The organism is Marinobacter sp. F4218, from assembly GCF_019443085.1.
GTDB classification, from domain to species: Bacteria; Pseudomonadota; Gammaproteobacteria; order Pseudomonadales; family Oleiphilaceae; genus Marinobacter; species Marinobacter albus.
Window position 1 is genome coordinate 133283 of sequence record NZ_JAHZIL010000004.1, and the last position, 20477, is coordinate 153759.

The following is a 20477-nucleotide window of genomic DNA, read 5'->3' on the forward strand; positions in this document are numbered from 1 at the left end:
GCCATCTACTCCTGCTGATTATCCGCGCCAATCGCTGACTCTTCCGTCTCTGACTCGTCAAATTCGTCGTCGATGTCCGGAACGTCTCCGGCATCCACTTCCGCCTGATCCATAATGCCCTTGGGAAGCTCTTTTTTAACCCTGACACCAAGCTCAACAAACCGGTTGGCCTGTGAGATCAGGTTCCCCCGCCCACGAGTGAGCGTGTTCATCGCCGAATCGTACGTGCCCTGTGCCGTATGTAATTGGCCCCCGAGACGCTCCATCGCCTCCACAAAAACCCGCAGCTTGTCGTAGACTGCGCCGGCCCGGTCAGCGATACGACGGGCATTCTGGCTTTGCCGTTCATAACGCCAGATGTTTTCAATGGTCCTGAGCGTTGCCAGCAGTGTGGTTGGTGTTACCACGATAATCTTTCGCTCAAACGCTTCCGCGAAGAGGTTCTCGTCCTGCTGAAATGCTGCCACGAACGCAGGCTCAATGGGCATGAACAGCAACACGAAGTCCGGCGAATGCAACCCGTTTAACTGACTGTAGTCCTTTTCGCTCAGTGTGCGAATGTGGTTCCTGACCGCCTCTACATGCTCTTTGAGCGCTTTTTCACGGACGGCATCATCCTCCTCGGTTGCCCACTGCTGATACGCCAACAGGGACACCTTGGAGTCGATAATCAGATTCCGGCTGTCCGGGAGGTGAACAACCACGTCAGGACGAAGCAGCTGATTGTCAGCGTCGCGGTAGCTACCTTGAGTGTCGTATTCCACCCCCTTGCGAAGGCCGGACTTTTCCAGAACCCGCTCAAGAATCAGCTCGCCCCAGTTGCCCTGGATTTTTTTGTCCCCTTTCAGCGCGCGAGTCAGGTTCGAAGCTTCTTCCGTGATCTGACGATTCAGATCCTGAAGGGACTTGATCTCACTCCTCAATGCCTGACGATCACGGGTCTCGGTGGTGTAAACGTCTTCCACCCGCTTGCGGAAGTCCTGCAACTGGTCCCGGAACGGGTTCAGCAAAGTATCAAGGCTGGTACGTGTCTGCTGGCTGAAACGTTCGCTCTTCTGCTCGAAGATCTTGTTGGCGAGGTTTTCGAACTCCTGCTTCAGCGCATCACGGTTCCTTTCCAGGAGTTCAAGCTTCTCTGTCGTGGCACGCCGCTCCTTGTCCAGGGTGACCTCCTGCTCACGCAACGCAACCTGAGCCGCATGCAGTTCTCTGGACAACGCTTCTGACCGCTGTTGCTGGCTCTCACGCTCACCTTCCAGCTGGCCGATTCGCGTTCTGCGCCCCTCCAGATCGGACTCCAGGCCGGCAACACGATTCTCCAGCCCTGTGGCGCGCTGCCGCCAGTGTTCGAGATCCTGTTCATGCTTTGCGAGACGGGCTCCCTGCTCCTCCAGAGCCTTTTCCAGGTATTCCGTTTGCTGTCGATCCATCGCATTCTCGTGCTGAGCCTCCCGAAGCAACCGTTCGACGTCATCACGGGCCGTTGCCAGAGTTTCCAGGTCGACCGCCAGCTTGCGCCCTTCCAAATTTGCGCGAATCGCCACCACGGCCAACACACACACTGCGATCACCATTACACCCATCCAGCCGGCCATGAGATCAGGCCGGGATACCATCAAATCGGTGACAGCCTCTGGCACTGCGCGCACTCCTGTATCTGCTTGTGTTTGGTAACGAAAGCGGAATTATGCCCCAAAGTTACAGTCTACCTCATCAATGGAACCTTTTTCGCACCAAGCCGTGGCAGGCTTTACGGATCACCGTTGTGATATCGACTGCGTAGCAAATCCACAAACCGGCTGAATCTGTTTGTGGACGCGACACGTAATATCGTCTAAAAGGGTAAAAGGTTCCTGTGCCTTGAGGCATTACGTTTTTTTAACGGCTTCACGGGCGCGAACAGGATCGCAAATGGACTACTGATCATGTTGAAAGAACTCTGGCGAAAACTGGGAACAGACTTCATGCAACCGGACTGCACGGCGGGCGATGCGGATTCCGCATTGTTCGGATCCTGTGGCTCTGGCACAAGATCAGGGGGCTTTCGCATTCTCCCGCACATCACCCACACCGGGGAATTCCACCTCGAACGCCTGACCAGCCTCTTGAAAGCCCGCTATAGCAAGAGTTTCGAGCCGTCGGACAACAAATCCGGCAGTGATGAGGCCATCCGCGAGCTGATCAGTTACGCGGCCAGAATTCAGGACCAGGACGTGCAACGGGAGCTCCTGCTGTTCTACCTGAACTGCTCTCCGGTGATTCAGGAATTTCTGCGCTCCGAAACCTCTCTTGGAGACGCTAACTTTCCATTCCGGTAATCACTTACGCCTCAAACGTGAGACTCACTCGAAAAATCTGCCCTCTTAACCAACTGTAAAGCAACTACACACTTTGGTTGTTGTATACTCCTGCGCCTACTAATCTTCAGAAACATCAGACTGTCCGTCATTTCAGCAGCATGAAAGACGTGACCGGCAGTTGGCGCAGGGGTTCTTAATGGGTTCAAAACAGATGCGAGCTGGTTTTTGTCGCTCAATGAGTCTGCTAGCTTCCGGCTTGGTACTGTTGCTCGCCGGATGTTCGGCAGACCGCTACCTTATGGTGCCCAAAGAGAACCTGAATGAGCTGAACAAGTCGGTGCAGACTCAACGCGCCACTCTCGTGACAATCGAGGGCAACGCCAACGCCCGACACGAAAAGTTGCTGGGGGTGGAACGGGAATCCACCCAGTCCATTCTTGAAGCGATCAAGACCCAAGTTGAAAAGCCAAGCTGCCCCCCCGTTCAGCCCCAGACCATCTGCCCCAGTGCCGACCCATCGAGAGGCATTGCTGATCGGCTGAAGGGAAAGCTCATTGTCGGTGAAGTGGAACGAATCTATCTGGCTGATGCCGGCCAGGTCTACACCGCCCGAATCGACAGTGGCGCCGAGACGTCGTCCATTGATGCCCGTAACATCACCCGGTTCGAGCGGGATGGTAGCAATTGGGTTCGCTTTGATGTCCCGGTGTCCGGCAGCGATGAGCTAATCACTCTGGAGAAGGAGGTTTCCCGACGGGTCAAAGTGATCCAGGCCAGTGCCGAAGACCCTGAACGACGGGTTGTTGTGGAACTTCAGTTTGCCATAGGCGATCACCAGCAGGTCGCCGAATTCTCGTTAACGGACAGGGATGACCTGTCCTACGAAGTTCTGATCGGGCGCAATGTCCTGCGAGACGTCATGCTGATTGATGTTGGCCGGGAGTTCGCCACCAAGCTTCCCGACTCAATCCTTCATAGCAGGAACGACTCGTGACCCCCCGCTCCCGTCTGCCCTTTTACATCGCCGTTTTTCTCCTCATCGCAGCCGGCATTTCCCTGGCCATCTGGCGCCACATAGAGCTTGGCATTCCCTGGCTTTCCGGCGAACAGCGCCCCGTCTGGATGATTGAGGCCAGAGTTGATTTCGACGCAAACAGTGGGGCCGTGCTTGCGAGCCTGAATGTGCCAGAAAACCCACCTGGTTTCCGGATCCTCTCGGAGCAGGCCGCTTCACCAGGCTACGGATTCTCGATCATCGAGAAGAACGGAAGTCGTCGGGCTGAATGGACCAAGCGAAACGTGTCCGGGCGCCAGACCCTGTATTTCAAAACCCAGTTTATCCCGGACGATTCGGCAATTGACCGGCAGCCCACCCCAGAACCTAAAGCCCGCAAAATATTCTGGGAGGAGCCCCAGGCTACGGCTGTGCGCGAAGTACTGGCTCAGGCAGAGGAACGGTCCAGCACCCCGGAGAGCATGACCCGGGAACTGATCCGGTTCATGCAGCCGGATACCCGAACCCAGAACACCACACTGCTGGTTTCCGAGGAAAACTACCTCGATTTGCTGGTCGACATGCTGAATCACTCAGGTATCCCGGCACGAACGGCCGACGGGCTGAAACTGGAAGACGCCCGCCGCCGGCAATCCTTGATGCCTTTCCTGCAGATCTTCAACGGCGAGCAATGGCTGACTTTTGACCCGAATACCGCTGAGCAGGGGGTTCCAGAGAGTCTGCTGCTATGGCGACAGGGCTCGGCGTCTCTGCTGGATGTCGTTGGCGGGGACAACTCGGAAGTCAGCTTCTCGATGCTCCGGCAAACGGTTCCGGCCCTACAGCTCGCAACCATGGAGTTCGATTCCAACGGCCTTGGCTTCCTGAGCTTCTACGAGCTCCCCATAGAAGAACAAAGCATGTTCCGCATGTTGCTACTGTTGCCACTGGGGGCGCTGATGGTGGCCTTCATGCGGATTGTCATAGGCATACGCACCTCCGGAACCTTCATGCCGGTTCTGATTGCCGTAGCATTCGTCCAGACAACCCTGGTTCCGGGCCTGATCGCCTTCCTGTCGGTGGTCTCGATTGGCCTGATGATGCGGGGCTATCTCTCCAGCCTGAACCTCCTGCTGGTTTCGAGGATATCCGCCCTGATCATACTGGTCATCTTCATCACGGCGGGTCTCAGCATCATTGGATACCAGATGGGTTTCAACACGGGCATGACGGTGACCTTTTTCCCCATGGTAATCATTGCGTGGACCATCGAACGCATGTCGATACTCTGGGAGGAAGAAGGTGCCCATGAAGTCCTCATCCAGGGTGCCGGCAGCATGTTTGTCGCCATTTGCGCATATCTGCTGATGAGTGCTCCCTTGGCAGGCCACCTGACGTTCAACTTTCCCGAGCTGCATTTAGTGATTCTCGGCCTGATTCTGCTGATGGGCCAGTACACCGGTTACAAACTGAGCGAGCTCAAGCGGTTCACACCCATGAAGGCCTACGACTGATATGGGCTGGATATCACCGAGAACACTCAATCGTCTGGGTATGCTGAACATGAACCGGCGCAATGTGGATTACATTGCCCGGTACAATGAACGCTCCTCCTATCCGCTGGTCGACAACAAGCTCAAGACAAAACTCGCCGTGGCGGAATACGGGGTAAGGACGCCCCGCCTGCTCCAGGTCGTTCGCCAGCAACACGAAATTTCCGGTTTCCGGCAGATGGCAGAGGACCTGGGAGGCTTTGCCATCAAACCTGCCAAGGGTTCTGGGGGAAAAGGCATCACCGTCATTACCGGCCGGGATAACGACGAATACGTCAAGGCCTCAGGCTCCAGGATTCCGGCATCTTCCCTGGAACGACACCTCACCAACATCCTCGCTGGTCTTTACTCGCTGGCAGGCACTCCGGATGTTGCCATTGTCGAGAGCCTGGTTGAGTCCGTTCCCACCCTCGCCCGGTATTCCTTTCAGGGCGTGCCTGACATTCGTATCGTGGTGTTCAGAGGCTACCCGGTCATGGCAATGCTCAGGCTCGCCACAAAGGCCTCTGACGGCAAAGCGAACCTTCACCAGGGCGCGGTAGGTGTGGGCCTCGATATCGGCACTGGACAGAGCCTGAATGCGGTTCAATTCAACAAGCCAATCACGTTGCATCCAGATACCGGTCTGGCCCTGGAGAACATCGAGATCGAAGCTTGGGGTGAAATGCTGGAGATGGCGGCCCGCTGCTACGAATCAACCGGGCTTGGGTACATGGGGGTGGATCTGGTGGTGGATGCCCACGAAGGGCCATTGCTGCTGGAACTGAACGCCCGGCCTGGCCTGGCGATCCAGATGGCCAATGGCCGGGGGCTGCTGCCGCGCTTGCGCACCATTGAGCGCCTCAAGCGCCCCCATTTCACGCCGCAGGAGCGGGCCAATTACGCCATGGAGGTATTCGCCTCGCTCTAGCGGGGGAAGCGTCCACAAAAAAACCGGGGCTTTTGCCCCGGTTTTTTTATGCCTGAATTGACACTGCTACATTTCGCCCCTGGCAATCAGAAGCTTGCGCTCGTGGGACAGGCCTTTCAGAAGCCCCCACGTCATTACCAGCAGTATCGCGGTAAATGGCAGACCGGCACTGATCGCCGTCGCCTGGATCGCTCCGAGGGCGTCTTCACCGCCACCAAAGATCAGCGCAGCCGCGATTGCACCTTCCATAACTACCCAGAAAACACGCTGAGCGGTCGGTGCGTCGGTCTTGCCTCCGGCGGTGATGCTATCGATAACCAGTGACCCGGAATCCGAGGAGGTTACGAAGAACACCAACACCAGAATGATGCCCACGAAGGAAATGATGCCAGTCAGCGGCAGGTTGGTGAACATCTGGAACATCGCCAGAGAGACATCGGTCAGGCCATTTTCAGCCAGAGCACCAATACCATTCTGAATCTGCTCCAGTGCAGAGCCACCAAAAGCGCTCATCCAAACCACGGTAATCACAGTAGGAATGATCAGCACCGCAGTCACAAATTCCCTGACAGTCCGGCCGCGCGATACGCGCGCGATGAACATGCCAACGAACGGTGACCAGGAAATCCACCACGCCCAATAGAACACAGTCCAACCCTGGAACCACGCTTCGTCTTCACGGCCGAACGGGTTACTCAGAGGAACGATGTTGCCGACATAGCTTGAGGAGGTCACCCAGATGGTTTCCAGCACCGTCATGGTTGGTCCGGCGAAAATGATAAAGAACAGCAGGATTCCGGCCAGAGCCATGTTGATATTACTGAGTACCTTTACACCACCATCGAGGCCACGAAGGACGGATATCAACGCCAGCGCGGTAACACCCACAATGATCGCCATCTGCACGTTGATTCCCCCGCCCGTATCGAACAGGTAATTCAACCCGGAGGCCGCCTGCTGGGCGCCAAACCCGAGGGAGGTTGCCAAACCAAAGATGGTTGCAACGACGGCCAGAATATCAATGACGTGGCCAGGCCAGCCCCAGACCTTATCGCGCAGCAGGGGGAAGAACGCCGAGCGGATGGTCAGCGGCATGTTCTTGTTGAACGAGAAAAATGCCAGGGACAAAGCAACAATGGCGTAAACCGCCCATGGGTGCAGACCCCAGTGGTACATTGTTGCGCCCATGGCGAGATTAGCCGCTTCGGGCGTATTCGCCTCAACGTTGAACGGCGTCTCATACCAACCGGTGTAGTAGGCGGTGGGCTCCGCAACCGCCCAGAACATCAGGCCAATACCCATGCCAGCCGCGAACAGCATGGCGAACCAGGACATGGTTGAAAACTCAGGTTTGGCGTCCATCCCGCCCAGTCGAATCTTGCCCACTGGCATGAAGATCAAGGCCAGGCACACCACCACAAAGATGTTGGCACTGAGCAAAAAGAACCAGTCAAATGTCGCAATAATGTCCCACTTTGCACCGTCCAGAAGTTCTTTCGAGCCTGCCGGGAAAATGAGGGTTCCTACCACGAAAAGCACGACCAGTATTGCCGTAATCGGGAATACCGGCGCGTGAAGATCCAGGCCAAAAGGATTGATATTATCCTGGCCTGCGACGTAATCCGTCTGATATTCGTCTTTAACTACCTCGCCCACGTTTGGAGCCTCCTGAATTGGAAAGTCTTTTTTTGGGAATCGGTATTCAAACGTTACAAGCGCGTCATACTAATGTTTTGAACTCAAAACATCAAAACCTGGATGCAGTGATTCACTGCCCCCAATCTCAGCATAGACCATGATCTCGGGAACAGTGACCCAACATCAGGCAATCGGCTACAGATTTCGCGGCGTATCGATATACTCTGGTGCAAATATCCGCAAACCCCGGCAAACCGTCCCCACTTGAGGTATCCATGGAGAAAACCACAACCTTTCCGCTCCGCTACACCGTTTACGCACTGAGCATTGCCGGCTTTCTAGCATCTTTGGTCGCAAGTTTCTTCACCGATGCCGCCTACTTTTTCCTCGTTGCCTTCGGCGCGTTGACTGCTCTCGGCACTTACGACCTGCTTCAGAGAAGACACACAGTCAGCCGCAACTACCCTATCCTTGCCAACTTTCGGTACCTGCTTGAATCCGTTGGGCCGGAGATACGTCAGTACTTCATTCAGTCCGATACTGAGGAACGCCCTTTCTCAAGGGAACAAAGAACCATTGTTTATCAGCGCGCCAAGAACGTGCTCGACAAGCGGCCCTTTGGGTCCCAACTAGGTATGTACGACGAGGGATTCGAATGGATGAATCATTCTCTTAATCCCACCAAAATAAGCGACAGCGACTTCAGAATCCTGATTGGGAAACACTGCGCAAGGCCTTACAGTGCAAGCGTTTTTAACATATCAGCCATGAGCTTTGGTTCGCTTTCGGCAAACGCCATCCTGAGCCTCAATACCGGCGCGAGGCTTGGCGGCTTCTACCACGACACCGGCGAGGGCTCAATTTCCCGATATCACCGCCAACCCGGTGGCGACCTGGTCTGGGAAATTGGCTCGGGTTATTTTGGCTGCCGCCACAAGGACGGCACGTTTAACGAGGAAATGTTCCAAGAAAACGCCACCATCGATCAGGTCAAAATGATAGAGATCAAACTATCTCAGGGGGCCAAACCGGGACATGGGGGAATTTTGCCCGGGGCCAAGGTGACACCGGAGATTGCTGAAGCCCGAGGTGTGGCGGTCGGCGAGGACTGCGTGTCGCCTGCCCTCCATTCGGCGTTCTCCACCCCCCTGGAACTCCTTGCTTTCATCGACCGGCTCCGGGAACTGTCAGGCGGCAAGCCGGTAGGCTTCAAGCTGGCCATAGGCCACCCCTGGGAATGGTTTGCCATCGTGAAGGCAATGCTCGAAACCGGTCAAAAACCCGACTTTATCGTCGTTGATGGCGGCGAAGGAGGCACAGGCGCCGCGCCCCTGGAGTTCATTAACCGGCTCGGCATGCCTATGACCGAAGCCCTGTTGCTCGTACACAACACCCTCGTTGGCACGAACCTCAGGGAAGACATCGCGATTGGCGCAGCGGGCAAGATTACGTCGGCATTCAACATTGCCCGTACCCTCTCCCTTGGCGCTGATTGGTGCAATTCAGCCCGTGGGTACATGTTCTCACTGGGCTGCATTCAGGCCCTGAATTGCCATACCGGGCGCTGCCCAAGCGGTGTCGCAACCCAGGATCCCCGACGTGGCAACAAACTGGATGTGGAGCTCAAGAGCCAGCGGGTCTACAACTTTCATAAAAACACCCTTGATGCCTTGCAGAACCTGCTTGAATCATCCGGCCTGCGCCACCCGTCGGAGCTCGGCCCTGAGCACGTGGTGCGCCGTGTCTCCAAGACGGAAGTTCATTCCTACATGGATCTGTTCCCATACCTTGAACCGGGTGCCCTGCTCGAAGGTGAAACCGGCCACACGGTATTCGACAAGTACTGGCCACAGGCTAGCCCGGCAACCTTCGATCCGCCCGACTCTATTCTCAAGCTAAGAGAGACCAAGCTCCGCTGAAAATCAGGGCGCAAAATCTCTAAAGCCTGTTTATTTTTCTTATGGGCTGGTGTAGACTTCGCTCCCGCTAAGCCACTGAGATAGCTCTTAAGTTTTCTCGGGGCCCACAGCGAATCGGGGCGTAGCGCAGCTTGGTAGCGCACCTGCATGGGGTGCAGGGGGTCGTAGGTTCAAATCCTACCGTCCCGACCAGATTCAAAAGAAAAGGCAGGGGCCTGGGCCCCTGCCTTTTTTGTTTCCGCACCACTTTCACCCTCCACCACTACCACTAAAGCCGTGTCAAAACGCTACCCCAGTACCATAGTCTTCAAACCTTCAATGCTGCTAGCGTATGTCACTTGCAATGAGCCGCAATCGAAGACAGACGGAGAGCACCCATGGGCCCGAGGTCCACGATACACAAGGCAATGTGGCTGACCGCGGTGTTAACGCTACTCAGCGGACCAACGCCGACTCAGGCCTTTGAGGACGACCAGAAACGTACCGCCCGAGACATCGTTAAAGTGCTGGAGGCCTACGCTGTCTATAAGATGGGGCAATACGATCTGGCTTTTGAACGGTACCTCACACTGGCAAAAAGGGGTAACCGGCAGGGGATGCTGAACGTCGCCAACATGTACTCGGAGGGAATGGGTGTCGAGCAGAGCGATGCCAAGGCCTTCAGGTGGTACAGGCGACTGGCCGAGTCCGGCGACCGGATAGGAATGGAGGAAACGGCTCGCGCTTATCGAACCGGAGTGGGCGTCACCCGGGATGAGGATCGCGCAATCTACTGGGAGCATCTCGCAAACACCGGGAGAAACCAGAGCAACCGCCCGGACAGGAACTGATAGCACCCTTGCCCGGATCGTTTTCGCTCACTACCGACCTCGCGAACACGAAAAAAGCCGAAGAGGCTCGCCCCTTCGGCTTTCCTTTCGGCGCTGCGGTTATTTCACCGGCGCGTTCAGCACATCCAGCACCTCTTCCAACTCCGTTATCATCTGTCGGATCAGCTGTTTGTACTGGGAAGTATCGTCCTTCACCTCGTGGCTGCTGAGCTTTTGCTTGGCACCACCAATGGTATAGCCCTGATCGTAAAGCAGGCTGCGGATCTGACGAATGGTTATAACGTCTGCCCGCTGATAATAGCGGCGGTTTCCTCGACGCTTTACCGGCGATAGCTGCGGGAATTCCTGCTCCCAATAGCGCAGGACGTGTGCCTTGACCGCGCAAAGGTCTGCGACTTCACCAATGGTGAAATAGCGCTTCCCGGGAATGGTGGGAAGTTCGTTATTATGACTGGGTTCCAGCATACGCTTCTACTTTTTGCTTTAGTTTTTGTCCCGGGCGAAACGTAACAACACGCCGTGCACTGATTGGAATTTCCTCACCAGTTTTCGGGTTCCGTCCCGGTCGCTGTTTCTTGTCACGCAGGTCGAAGTTACCGAAGCCCGATAACTTCACCTGTTCGTTATGGCTGAGTGCGCCTCTGATCTCGTCGAAAAAAGCTTCCACCATTTCCTTGGCTTCGCGTTTGTTCAGGCCCAATTCCTCGTACAACCGCTCTGCCATTTCCGCTTTCGTCAAAGCCGCCATGTCTCAACTCCTCAGTGTTGCCCCCAGCTCTTCTTTCAATGCGTCGATTACACCATTGAAGAGCGAATGAACCTCGTCCTCGGTCAATGTGCGCTCCGGGTGCTGCCAGAAGAGACTAAGCGCCAGGCTCCGGTTCCCCTCGCCCAGGCTCTCACCTTCGTATACATCAAACGCACGCAGCGCTGTCAGTCGTTCGCCGGCATGCTTTCTGGCCACACGCTCGACATCGGCAAACGCCACATCGCTTCCGATAATGATAGCCAAATCCCGACGAACTTCAGGGAATTTTGAAATTTCTTTGAAATTAGGCACATAACCAGTAACGATCGAATCCAAGAATAGCTCAAACATCAGGATCGTGCCATTAAGTTCAAGATTTTTCTGAACTTGTGGGTGCAACGTGCCTAGCCATCCTACATGTTCGCCATCCCGGAGCAATTCTGCGGTCTGGCCCGGATGCAGCGCAGGATGCTGGCTGCCAACGAACTGGATCTCGATACCGAGCAGACGGAACAGGCTTTCCAGGTCCCCTTTTACATCAAAGAAATCGGCAGTTCTGCGACCGTTTACCCAGTTTTCAGGATACTGGGAACCTACCACAACGCCGGCCAACATCTGCTGTTGGTCAATTCGCTCGCCCTCCTGCTCGAACCGCAAACCGGTTTCGAACAGGCGAATCCGCCCCTGTTGGCGATTCTGGTTGTGGGCAACGGTTTTGAGAAGGCCACTCCAGAGACTGGTGCGCATGACCGAGAGATCGGAGGAAATGGGATTGGCAAGGGCAATTCCCTCGCGGTCCGGATCAATCAGCTTCTGAACCTTGGGATCCACGAAGCTGTAGGTGATAGCTTCCTGATAACCGTTATCCACGAAGAATTTCCGGATCGCCGATACCGGACGGGTAGCTTCATCTTGCTGACGCAGCCCAAGAGCCCCCGTGGGCTCGGTCACCGGCAGGTTGTTGTAACCGAAGATCCGGCCAACTTCCTCGATCAGGTCTTCCTCAATGGAGATGTCCGGGCGGAAACTGGGCACACTGATCCGCCACCCCGCCTTCAGGAGCTTGTCGATATGCAGGCCGAGCCGACTCAGGATTTCTTCAACGGTCGTCCGGTCAATCTCAAGGCCCAAAACGTCGTAAAGACGATCCGAACGTAAATCCACCACTCGGTCCTCCGGCAGGTGCTGATCACTGACCACTTCAATGATTTCACCGGGCTCACCGCCAACAATATCCATAAGCAACTGCGTCGCCCGCTCCATCGCTTCGCGGGCCAGATTGTAGTCCACGCCCCGTTCGAAACGGTGGGAGGCATCTGTATGCAGGCCGTAATACCGGGCCTTGCCCGCCAGGGTAATGGGATCGAAGTAGGCGGATTCGAGAATCAAGTCATTCGTCTTCTCACTGACCCCGGAATGCTCACCTCCCATTACACCGGCAATCGCAACCGGTTTCTCATGATCGGCAATCACCAGGGTCTGCTCGGTAAGCTCAACTTCCTGGCCGTCGAGCAGGACCAGTTTTTCGCCGGCCTTTGCCATCCGCACCACAATGCCGCCCCGGATCTCTTCTCGATCGAACGCGTGCATCGGCTGACCCAGCTCCAGCATGACGTAGTTGGTGACATCCACCGCCGCGTCAATGGAACGAATTCCTGACCGGCGCAGCTTCTCCTGCATCCACAACGGAGATTCTGCCCTGAGATTCACATTACGCAGAACACGGCCAAGATAGCGCGGGCAGCCGGCTGCCGCTTCGACCCGGATATCAGCAACCTCCGAGTGCACCGCCTCGATAGGTTTAATCTCAGGTCCCTCAACCAGCATGCTATTCAGTACGCCCACCTCACGGGCAATGCCCTTGATCGAGAGACAATCGCTGCGATTGGGCGTCAGGTCCACATCAATCGTTACGTCATTCAGCTTGAGGTAGTCGGCCACGTCCTGCCCTACCGGCGCGTCTGCCGGCAGCTCCATCAAGCCAGCATGGTTTTCCGAAAGTCCGAGCTCGGATTCGGAACAAAGCATGCCCTCAGATGGCTGCCCGCGCAGCTTTGCCTTCTTGATCTTGAAGTCGCCCGGCAGCACCGCACCGACCACGGCAAACGGGACCTTGAGGCCGTCTCTCACGTTGGGAGCGCCACACACTACCTGAACTGTCTGCTTGCCATCGCTTACCTGGCACACCCGCAGTTTGTCGGCATCCGGGTGCGGCTCAACCGACTGCACCTCGCCGACAATGACGCCGCTGAACTGACCTGCGACCGGCTCAAAACCATCCACTTCCAGACCGGCCATGGTGATCTGGTCCATCAATTCCTGGGTTCCGATGGTCGGATTTACCCACTCGCGCAGCCACTGTTCACTGAATTTCATGGTTATAGCCTTGTTGTCCTGATGCGGTTTCGCCTGTTGATTTGAGTGCCGTAGAACGCCGGATTAACGGAACTGGCGCAAGAAGCGCAGGTCGTTTTCGAAGAACATCCGAAGGTCATTGACGCCGTAGCGGAGCATGGCCAGGCGCTCTACGCCAAGACCGAACGCAAAGCCACGATATTCCTCGGCATCGATACCGCAATATTCAAATACTTTGGGATGAACCATGCCGCAACCCATCACTTCCAGCCACTTGATGCTGCCATCGGCCTCCCGGCCCCACTCGATATCCACCTCGGCAGACGGTTCGGTGAACGGGAAATAAGACGGACGGAATCGCACCTTGAGATCGCGCTCGAAGAACACCCGCAAGAACTCTTCCACGGTGCTCTTGAGATCCGCAAAACTGACATCTTTTTCGACCAGCAAACCCTCAACCTGGTGGAACATTGGGGTATGGGTCATATCAGAGTCACAGCGGTACACCCGACCTGGACAAATCATCCGGAACGGCGGCTTTCCAGCCTCCATCGTGCGAATCTGGACCGGGGAGGTATGGGTCCGCAGGAGCGTGCCCGGATTGAAATAGAAGGTGTCGTGCATGGCACGCGCCGGGTGGTGCCCGGGAATGTTGAGCGCTTCGAAGTTATGGTAATCGTCTTCGATTTCGGGGCCCTGCTCGACCGTGTAGCCGGCACGGGCAAAGAACTGCTCGATGCGTTCCAGAGTGCGGGTCACCGGGTGCAGCCCGCCAAGGTCCTGGCCACGGCCTGGCAGGGTAACGTCAATGGATTCGCTCGCGAGCTTCTGCTCAATTGCCGCTCGCTCAAGATCAGCGCGCCGGGCGTTGATGGCCTGTTCAACCTGCCCCTTGGCTTCGTTGATTTTCTGGCCTGCAGCGGGACGCTCTTCGGCAGAAAGCTTACCCAGTGTCTTTGCCTGCTGGGTGATCACACCCTTTTTGCCCAGGTACTCAACACGAATTTGATCAAGCGCCTGCAGACTGTCGGCCTTTTCCACCGCAGCCAACCCGTCCTGAACCAGTTGCTCCAGGTTTTCCATTGACCCTGCTCCAAACCAGAAATGGGAGTACTAATACGAATTCTTAAAACAAAAATAGGGGAAGAGCGTGCCCTTCCCCTATCAGAAGGCGCCTTCATGATGACATGAGACGCCCGTATCGATCAGCAATCGATGAAGAGCTTAAGCGATCACAGGGACGCTTTGGCTTTCTCGACAACAGCGGCAAACGCCTGCTGCTCGTTCATGGCCAGGTCAGCCAGAACCTTACGATCGATTTCAACGTTAGCCTTTTTCAGACCAGCGATCAGACGGCTGTAGGACAGGCCGTTAGCGCGGGCACCAGCGTTAATACGAGCAATCCACAGAGCGCGGAAAGCACGCTTACGGTTACGACGGTCACGGTAAGCGTACTGACCGGCCTTGATAACCGCTTGCTTGGCTACACGGAATACACGGCTACGAGCACCGTAGTAACCTTTGGCCTGATTGAGAATCTTTTTGTGACGACGGCGTGCGACCACACCACGTTTTACACGAGCCATATCTTAATCCTTCTACCTTAATAAACCTTTTCAGGAATGATTCGCGCGCTGTTTAGCCCGCGGTCATACGCTTGATGGAAGCCACATCAGACTTGGCAATCAGCTTGGTACCACGGAGCTGACGCTTACGCTTGGGGCTCTTCTTGGTCAAGATATGACTGGTGAAGGACTGCTTGTGCTTGAAGCCAGTGGCGGTTTTCTTGAACCGTTTCGTGGCTCCGCTTTTGGTTTTCATCTTAGGCATTTTTTAAAACTCCGCATTCTATTTTTAAGAACAACAAATGTGCCCCTGAACGACAAATCCCCCGCATGCGCGGGGGATCATCACCCGATCAGGTTCACTTCTTTTTTCGGGGCGCCACTATCATGGTCATCTGACGGCCTTCCATTTTCGGCCGCATTTCCACAGTTGCCAGCTCCTCAATATCCGTCTCGATGCGAGCCATGAGCTTCATACCAATTTCCTGGTGTGCCATCTCACGCCCACGGAAGCGAATAGTGATTTTGCCGCGGTCCCCGTTTTCAAGGAAACGTACCAGGTTGCGTAGTTTGACCTGATAATCCCCTTCTTCAGTTCCTGGTCGGAACTTAAGCTCTTTGACCTGCGTCTGCTTCTGCTTTTTCTTGGCAGCCGCCTTGGCCTTCTTCTCGTCGAAGATTTTCTTGCCGTAGTCCATTATCTTACAGACGATCGGATCGGAATCCGTAACCTGGACCAGGTCAAGCGATGCCTCTTCTGCTTGTTTCAAGGCATCCTCAATTGGTACTACACCGACCTGATTGCCTTCTGCGTCAATCAGTCGGACTTCGGTTGCGTCAATATTCTCATTGATCGGCGCTTTTGGTGTGCGCCCACCCCGATTCGCTCGCTGTTTAATAATTAGATCTCCGTCTTTGTTTTGCCCTTGCGTTCAACATCTTTCTGTAAAAGCTGCTCAAACGCTTCGAGCGATAGTGTTCCCAGATCTTCACCTTTGCGGGTTCTCACCGCAACAGCGTTGTTGTCGATTTCTTTGTCACCGACAACGACAAGATAGGGAACCTTGTTAAGAGTATGCTCGCGGATTTTAAAGCCGATCTTCTCGTTTCTCAAGTCAGCATTAACCCTATAGCCCAAAGAATCCAACTTTTTCGCCAGATTCTGACAATATTCACGCTGATTATCGGTGATATTGAGTATGGCAACCTGGGTCGGTGCCAACCAGGTCGGGAACGCCCCTTCGTATTCTTCGATAAGAATACCGATGAAACGCTCAAACGAACCGAGTACCGCGCGATGCAACATCACCGGTGTTTTGCGCTCTGAATTATCGGCGACATACTGGGCACCGAGGCGGCCCGGCATTGAGAAATCCACCTGAATGGTGCCACATTGCCAGACCCGACCGATGCAGTCCTTGAGCGAGAACTCGATTTTCGGGCCATAGAACGCGCCCTCCCCCGGCAACAACTCCCAGTCGACACCCTCGCGATTCAGGGCTTCTTCCAGTGCGGCCTCGGACTTGTCCCACACTTCGTCAGAACCAACGCGCTTCTCCGGACGGGTGGAAAGCTTATAGAGGATCTCATCGAAGCCGAAATCCTTGTACACCTCGTGCAGGAGATCGATGAACCGGGACACTTCCTCCTGGATCGCGTCTTCCTCGCAGAAAATGTGGGCATCATCCTGGGTGAAACCACGCACCCGCATCAGACCATGCAACGCACCGGATGCCTCATTACGATGACACGAACCGAACTCTGCCAGTCGCAGAGGCAGATCCTTGTAACTCTTCAGGCCCTGATTAAACACCTGGATATGACACGGACAGTTCATCGGCTTGATGGCGTAGTCATGCTTCTCGGACTCTGTGGTGAACATGTCGTCGTGGAACTTGTCCCAGTGCCCCGACTTCTCCCACAGGGCACGGGAGACCACCTGAGGCGTCTTGATCTCCTGGTAGCCGTGGTTGCGCAGCATATCGCGCATGTACTGCTCGATCTCCTGATACACCGACCAACCGTCCGGGTGCCAGAACACCATGCCCGGCGCCTCTTCCTGCATGTGGAACAGGTTCAGTTTCTTGCCGATCTTGCGGTGGTCACGCTTCTCGGCTTCCTCCAGGCGGTGCAGGTAAGCCTTGAGATCTTTTTTGTTGCCCCACGCAGTGCCATAGACACGCTGCAACTGCTCGTTACTGGTATCACCGCGCCAGTACGCCCCGGCAACCTTGGTCAACTTGAAGGCCTTGAGCTTGCCGGTGCTGGGCACATGCGGGCCGCGGCAAAGGTCAATGAAATCGCCCTGACGGTAAAAAGATAGATCCTCGTTACCCGGGATGTCCTCAATGATACGGACTTTGTACTCTTCGCCCATTTCGTCGAACAGTTTCACCGCTTCATCACGGGACAGCACGGAACGCGACACGGGGATGTCCTGCTTGGACAGTTCTTCCATTCGTTTTTCGATCCGCGCCAGATCTTCATTGGTAAACGGGCGGTCGAACTTGAAGTCGTAATAGAAGCCGTTGTCGATAACCGGACCAATGGTTACCTGAGCTGAGGGAAACAGTTCTTTCACCGCCATTGCCAGAAGGTGGGCCGTTGAGTGGCGGATAATGTCAACACCGTCCTCATCGCGATCAGTGATAATCGCCAGTTCGGTGTCGTCTTCAATACGGTAGCTGGTATCCACGAGCTTACCGTTCACCCGGCCGGCCAGTGCGGCCTTCGCCAGACCAGCGCCAATGTCTGCGGCGACGTCATGAACGGATACGGGTTCTGCAAAACTGCGATGGCTGCCATCCGGCAAAGTTACGACGGGCATGAAAAAACTCCAGTTGGTTACTCAGCGGTGATCTATACCAGAGATCACATGATAACGGCGTTCCACGACACAAACCGCGGGCCGATTCGACCGGGAGTCTAACAGAAAAAAACCCGGCAGGTTAATGCCGGGTTTTCAGGGGCGAGCCTGGCCTCTCCAGAATCAGGCCGCCTGCGGTTCTCCACCCTCACGGGCCCGCCTTCGAAGCTGTCCGAAGGCGAGTAACGCCAGCAGGATCAGAGCCGGAATGAACATCAGCTCTTTCGGCGGGCGTTCGTTCTGGACCTGCACCGCATCGATGCTCCAGCCGAAACTGATGCCCGCCTTCTCAGCAATGCTCCCGAAGCTTACGAAATCGACAACCATCTGATCTCCCTGCGGCGAAACCTCCAGCCCTGCTGCGGCCAGTCTCTGGGCCGGCGTCTCTGCCTCAGGCAGCGGCAGTCTCAGGTATTTCGATACTTCCTCTCCGTCAATCGACATGCCGGAAGCCTGGATGATGATGGCCTCATCGGCAGGTACGTCATCCACGTATTCGAGAACTTCAGCCCCAGGGCGATTCTCGGTCGGTGGATAGACCATGTCCCACCAGAAACCCGGACGGAACAGGGTGAAAGTAATCAGGAGCAGGAATACGGTTTCCCACCAACGGGTTTTGGTAAACCAGAAGCCCTGGGTCGCTGCCGAGAACACCAGCATCGCCGTCACTGCGCTGAAGATGGTCACCAGCAGGTCTATCCAGCCAGTAAGCCCGATCAGCAACAACTGCGTGTTGAAGATGAACATGAATGGCAGGATGGCGGTGCGAATGTCGTACGTGAAACCCTGGACACCCGTTCGTATCGGATCGGCTCCGGAGATTGCCGCGGCGGCATAGGCCGCCAGCCCCACGGGCGGCGTGTCGTCCGCGAGGATCCCGAAGTAGAACACAAACAGGTGAACGGCAATCAGCGGAACCAGCAGACCATTCGCCGCCCCCAGGGTGACAATAACAGGCGCCATCAGAGTGGACACAACGATATAGTTGGCCGTTGTAGGCAAGCCCATCCCGAGGATCAGACTGATGATGGCGGTAAAGATCAGCATCAGCAACAGGTTGCCGCCCGAGATAAACTCCACGAACTGGGTCATCACCAGGCCAATGCCGGTCAGGGTAACAGTACCCACAACGATGCCAGCGGTGGCGGTTGCAACCCCGATACCCACCATGTTTCGGGCGCCGGTGACCAGTGAATGAGCCAGGTCGATACCACCCTGTTTCAGTTGGCGGCCATAGTGACCCTTCTTGTAAAAAAATGCTTTTAACGGCCCCTGGGTAACGACAATGAAAATCATGAACACCGTTGCCCAGAAGGCTGACAGTTGCGGCGAGAACCGTTCAACCGTCAGACACCAGACCAGGACCACCACCGGCAGCAGGAAATAGAGCCCGGTTTTGACCGTGGGTCCGACCGGCGGAAGCTCGTCCATGGCCTCATCAGAATCGTCCTCCTCCAGTACCGGGAAACGGGTTGCGTAACCAACCAACCCCACGTAGACAAGGAGCAGCAACGGCGTGAGCACCCACATGGCCGCTGCCCCCAACCAGTCCTTCATCCAGCCGATGCCGTAGTAGACAACCAGCGTCAGGATGCTGAGCCCCAGCAGTATCACCACCCAGTTGAGCATGCGCTGAGCCAGTGTCGGGCGATCCACGCGCTCGATGCCCTTCATATTGAGCTTGCAGGCCTCCAGGTGGACGATGTAGATGAGCGCCACATAGGAAATCATCGCAGGCAGAATCGCGTGCTTGATGACTTCGAGATAGGAAATGCCCACATACTCCACCATCAGAAACGCGGCCGCGCCCATGATGGGGGGAGTCAACTGACCGTTGGTCGAGGCGGCAACCTCGACCGCTCCGGCCTTCGTTGCCGGAAAGCCAACCCGCTTCATCAGCGGGATGGTAAAGGTACCGGTGGTAACCACATTGGCAATGGATGACCCTGAAATCACCCCGCTCAGGCCACTGGACACCACTGCGGCCTTGGCCGGGCCACCACGCATATGGCCAAGCAGTGCGTAGGCCACCTGGATGAAATAATGCCCGGCACCGGCACGCTCAAGCAGCGCACCGAAGAGAACAAACAGGAATACAAAGCTGGTTGAAACGCCCAGCGCAACACCAAACACCCCTTCGGTACCAAGCCACTGGTGAGATGCGAGCTTGCTCAGGCTTGCGCCCTTATGGGATATAACGTCCGGCATGTAAGGGCCGGCGAGAGAGTAAACAATGAAAACCCCGGCAACGATTGTGAGGGGCAAACCCAGCGAGCGCCGCGTGGCCTCAAGCAGCAGTACCAGGCCAGACAGGGCGACAACCAGATCCCGGGTTTCCGGAGCACCGGGCCGTGTCGAAAGCTGATCGTAGAAGACGTAGAGATACGACGCCGCGAATGCCGCTGCCAGTGCAAGAATCCAATCATAGATCGGAACGTGGTTGGCGTGCTTTCCGCGAATCATCGGGAACGCAGCAAAAGCCAGAAAGGCGGCAAAGGCCAGATGAATTGATCGCGACTCTGTGGAGTTAAAGACGCCAATCTCGAAAATGTACGGTAGCGGTGACGCTATCCATAACTGAAAAAGGGACCAGAGCAGAGGGACGACAAAAAGGATGACTGCAGCTGCGCCAGTCGTGGCTCTCCCACCGGATTCGGTCTGGAGAACCTCTTCGACTTTCGGTCGGTCGGCGTCATTCCCGGCTCTCGGGTCGCTATTGCTCATAGCTGAATCCTGTCAGAGGAAAACGGGAGGGTCAGTCATGGCCGCCGGCAGGAAGTGCCGGCGGCCACCTAGAAA

At 55.8% G+C, this 20477-nt stretch carries 17 protein-coding genes and 1 tRNA gene; 7 read left to right on the forward strand and 11 right to left on the reverse strand.

Translation table 11 applies throughout. The features are described from left to right. Positions 1–5: 5 nt before the first annotated feature. Complete coding sequence (rmuC, locus tag K0B93_RS15920) at positions 6–1430, reverse strand: DNA recombination protein RmuC (protein WP_219868671.1); 1425 nt, start codon at positions 1428–1430, stop codon at positions 6–8. Positions 1431–1925: 495 nt separating this feature from the next. Between rmuC and K0B93_RS15925 the strand changes: the two genes are divergently transcribed. From K0B93_RS15925 to K0B93_RS15940, 4 genes are all read left to right on the forward strand, one after another. Continuing rightward, entirely contained in the window at positions 1926–2318 is a 393-nt protein-coding gene (locus tag K0B93_RS15925; RefSeq protein ID WP_219868256.1) for a hypothetical protein, read from the forward strand. Between the two features lie 217 nt (positions 2319–2535). Further along, complete coding sequence (locus K0B93_RS15930; RefSeq protein WP_324125545.1) at positions 2536–3294, forward strand: ATP-dependent zinc protease; 759 nt, start codon at positions 2536–2538, stop codon at positions 3292–3294. After that, positions 3291–4808 carry an inactive transglutaminase family protein gene (locus K0B93_RS15935; RefSeq protein WP_219868258.1) on the forward strand — a complete coding sequence of 506 codons (1518 nt, stop codon included), beginning with the start codon at positions 3291–3293 and terminating at the stop codon, positions 4806–4808. Before K0B93_RS15930 ends, K0B93_RS15935 begins: the two co-directional genes overlap by 4 nt. A 1-nt stretch (position 4809) precedes the next feature. Further along, positions 4810–5757 (forward strand): alpha-L-glutamate ligase-like protein, encoded by a 948-nt coding sequence (locus K0B93_RS15940; RefSeq protein ID WP_219868259.1) that lies wholly within the window; start codon positions 4810–4812, stop codon positions 5755–5757. Positions 5758–5823: 66 nt separating this feature from the next. Here K0B93_RS15940 and K0B93_RS15945 read toward each other — a convergent pair whose 3' ends face one another. After that, positions 5824–7413, reverse strand: coding sequence for a BCCT family transporter (locus tag K0B93_RS15945; protein WP_219868260.1), 1590 nt, complete (start codon positions 7411–7413; stop codon positions 5824–5826). A 257-nt stretch (positions 7414–7670) separates the two neighbouring features. Here K0B93_RS15945 and K0B93_RS15950 point away from each other — a divergent pair, with 257 nt between their 5' ends. The 3 genes from K0B93_RS15950 to K0B93_RS15960 all read left to right on the forward strand — a co-directional run bounded on the left by K0B93_RS15950 (position 7671) and on the right by K0B93_RS15960 (position 10144). Continuing rightward, positions 7671–9314, forward strand: coding sequence for an FMN-binding glutamate synthase family protein (locus tag K0B93_RS15950; protein WP_219868261.1), 1644 nt, complete (start codon positions 7671–7673; stop codon positions 9312–9314). A 115-nt stretch (positions 9315–9429) separates the two neighbouring features. Continuing rightward, positions 9430–9506, forward strand: a tRNA-Pro gene (locus K0B93_RS15955). A 185-nt stretch (positions 9507–9691) separates the two neighbouring features. Beyond that, positions 9692–10144 (forward strand): tetratricopeptide repeat protein, encoded by a 453-nt coding sequence (locus tag K0B93_RS15960; RefSeq protein WP_219868262.1) that lies wholly within the window; start codon positions 9692–9694, stop codon positions 10142–10144. A gap of 99 nt (positions 10145–10243) precedes the next feature. On the opposite strand, the gene K0B93_RS15965 is transcribed toward K0B93_RS15960, so the two are convergent. The 9 genes from K0B93_RS15965 to K0B93_RS16005 all read right to left on the reverse strand — a co-directional run bounded on the left by K0B93_RS15965 (position 10244) and on the right by K0B93_RS16005 (position 20402). Next, positions 10244–10609, reverse strand: coding sequence for a MerR family transcriptional regulator (locus K0B93_RS15965; RefSeq protein WP_219868263.1), 366 nt, complete (start codon positions 10607–10609; stop codon positions 10244–10246). Next, entirely contained in the window at positions 10590–10892 is a 303-nt protein-coding gene (gene ihfA, locus K0B93_RS15970; RefSeq protein ID WP_007151838.1) for an integration host factor subunit alpha, read from the reverse strand. Before ihfA ends, K0B93_RS15965 begins: the two co-directional genes overlap by 20 nt. Positions 10893–10895: 3 nt before the next feature. Continuing rightward, a complete protein-coding gene (gene pheT, locus K0B93_RS15975) occupies positions 10896–13268 on the reverse strand; it encodes a phenylalanine--tRNA ligase subunit beta (protein WP_219868264.1) in 2373 nt (790 codons plus the stop codon). Positions 13269–13331: 63 nt separating this feature from the next. Then, on the reverse strand, positions 13332–14330 hold the full coding sequence (gene pheS, locus K0B93_RS15980; protein ID WP_219868265.1) for a phenylalanine--tRNA ligase subunit alpha: 999 nt from the start codon (positions 14328–14330) through the stop codon (positions 13332–13334). Between the two features lie 149 nt (positions 14331–14479). Then, positions 14480–14833: a 50S ribosomal protein L20 gene (gene rplT / locus K0B93_RS15985; protein ID WP_008170485.1), complete on the reverse strand. Its 354-nt coding sequence runs from the start codon at positions 14831–14833 to the stop codon at positions 14480–14482. Between the two features lie 52 nt (positions 14834–14885). Beyond that, the gene (rpmI, locus tag K0B93_RS15990; RefSeq protein WP_088828864.1) at positions 14886–15077 is read right to left on the reverse strand and encodes a 50S ribosomal protein L35; all 192 of its coding nucleotides are present in this window, start codon (positions 15075–15077) and stop codon (positions 14886–14888) included. Between the two features lie 94 nt (positions 15078–15171). Beyond that, positions 15172–15711 carry a translation initiation factor IF-3 gene (gene infC / locus K0B93_RS15995; protein WP_218637411.1) on the reverse strand — a complete coding sequence of 180 codons (540 nt, stop codon included), beginning with the start codon at positions 15709–15711 and terminating at the stop codon, positions 15172–15174. Between the two features lie 2 nt (positions 15712–15713). After that, positions 15714–17639, reverse strand: coding sequence for a threonine--tRNA ligase (thrS, locus tag K0B93_RS16000; RefSeq protein WP_219868266.1), 1926 nt, complete (start codon positions 17637–17639; stop codon positions 15714–15716). A 162-nt stretch (positions 17640–17801) separates the two neighbouring features. After that, positions 17802–20402: a TRAP transporter permease gene (locus tag K0B93_RS16005; RefSeq protein ID WP_219868267.1), complete on the reverse strand. Its 2601-nt coding sequence runs from the start codon at positions 20400–20402 to the stop codon at positions 17802–17804. Positions 20403–20477: the final 75 nt, after the last annotated feature.

Bases quoted from the DNA above. Each gene is read 5' to 3' on its own strand.
- K0B93_RS15940 (WP_219868259.1), top strand. From the start codon at position 4,810: ATGGGCTGGATATCACCGAGAACACTCAATCGTCTGGGTATGCTGAAC.
- rmuC (WP_219868671.1), bottom strand. From the start codon at position 1,430: ATGGATCGACAGCAAACGGAATACCTGGAAAAGGCTCTGGAGGAGCAG.
- K0B93_RS15930 (WP_324125545.1), top strand. From the start codon at position 2,536: ATGAGTCTGCTAGCTTCCGGCTTGGTACTGTTGCTCGCCGGATGTTCG.
- K0B93_RS15965 (WP_219868263.1), bottom strand. From the start codon at position 10,609: ATGCTGGAACCCAGTCATAATAACGAACTTCCCACCATTCCCGGGAAG.
- rplT (WP_008170485.1), bottom strand. From the start codon at position 14,833: ATGGCTCGTGTAAAACGTGGTGTGGTCGCACGCCGTCGTCACAAAAAG.
- K0B93_RS16005 (WP_219868267.1), bottom strand. From the start codon at position 20,402: ATGAGCAATAGCGACCCGAGAGCCGGGAATGACGCCGACCGACCGAAA.
- rpmI (WP_088828864.1), bottom strand. From the start codon at position 15,077: ATGCCTAAGATGAAAACCAAAAGCGGAGCCACGAAACGGTTCAAGAAA.
- K0B93_RS15960 (WP_219868262.1), top strand. From the start codon at position 9,692: ATGGGCCCGAGGTCCACGATACACAAGGCAATGTGGCTGACCGCGGTG.
- pheS (WP_219868265.1), bottom strand. From the start codon at position 14,330: ATGGAAAACCTGGAGCAACTGGTTCAGGACGGGTTGGCTGCGGTGGAA.
- K0B93_RS15925 (WP_219868256.1), top strand. From the start codon at position 1,926: ATGTTGAAAGAACTCTGGCGAAAACTGGGAACAGACTTCATGCAACCG.
- pheT (WP_219868264.1), bottom strand. From the start codon at position 13,268: ATGAAATTCAGTGAACAGTGGCTGCGCGAGTGGGTAAATCCGACCATC.
- thrS (WP_219868266.1), bottom strand. From the start codon at position 17,639: ATGCCCGTCGTAACTTTGCCGGATGGCAGCCATCGCAGTTTTGCAGAA.
- K0B93_RS15950 (WP_219868261.1), top strand. From the start codon at position 7,671: ATGGAGAAAACCACAACCTTTCCGCTCCGCTACACCGTTTACGCACTG.
- ihfA (WP_007151838.1), bottom strand. From the start codon at position 10,892: ATGGCGGCTTTGACGAAAGCGGAAATGGCAGAGCGGTTGTACGAGGAA.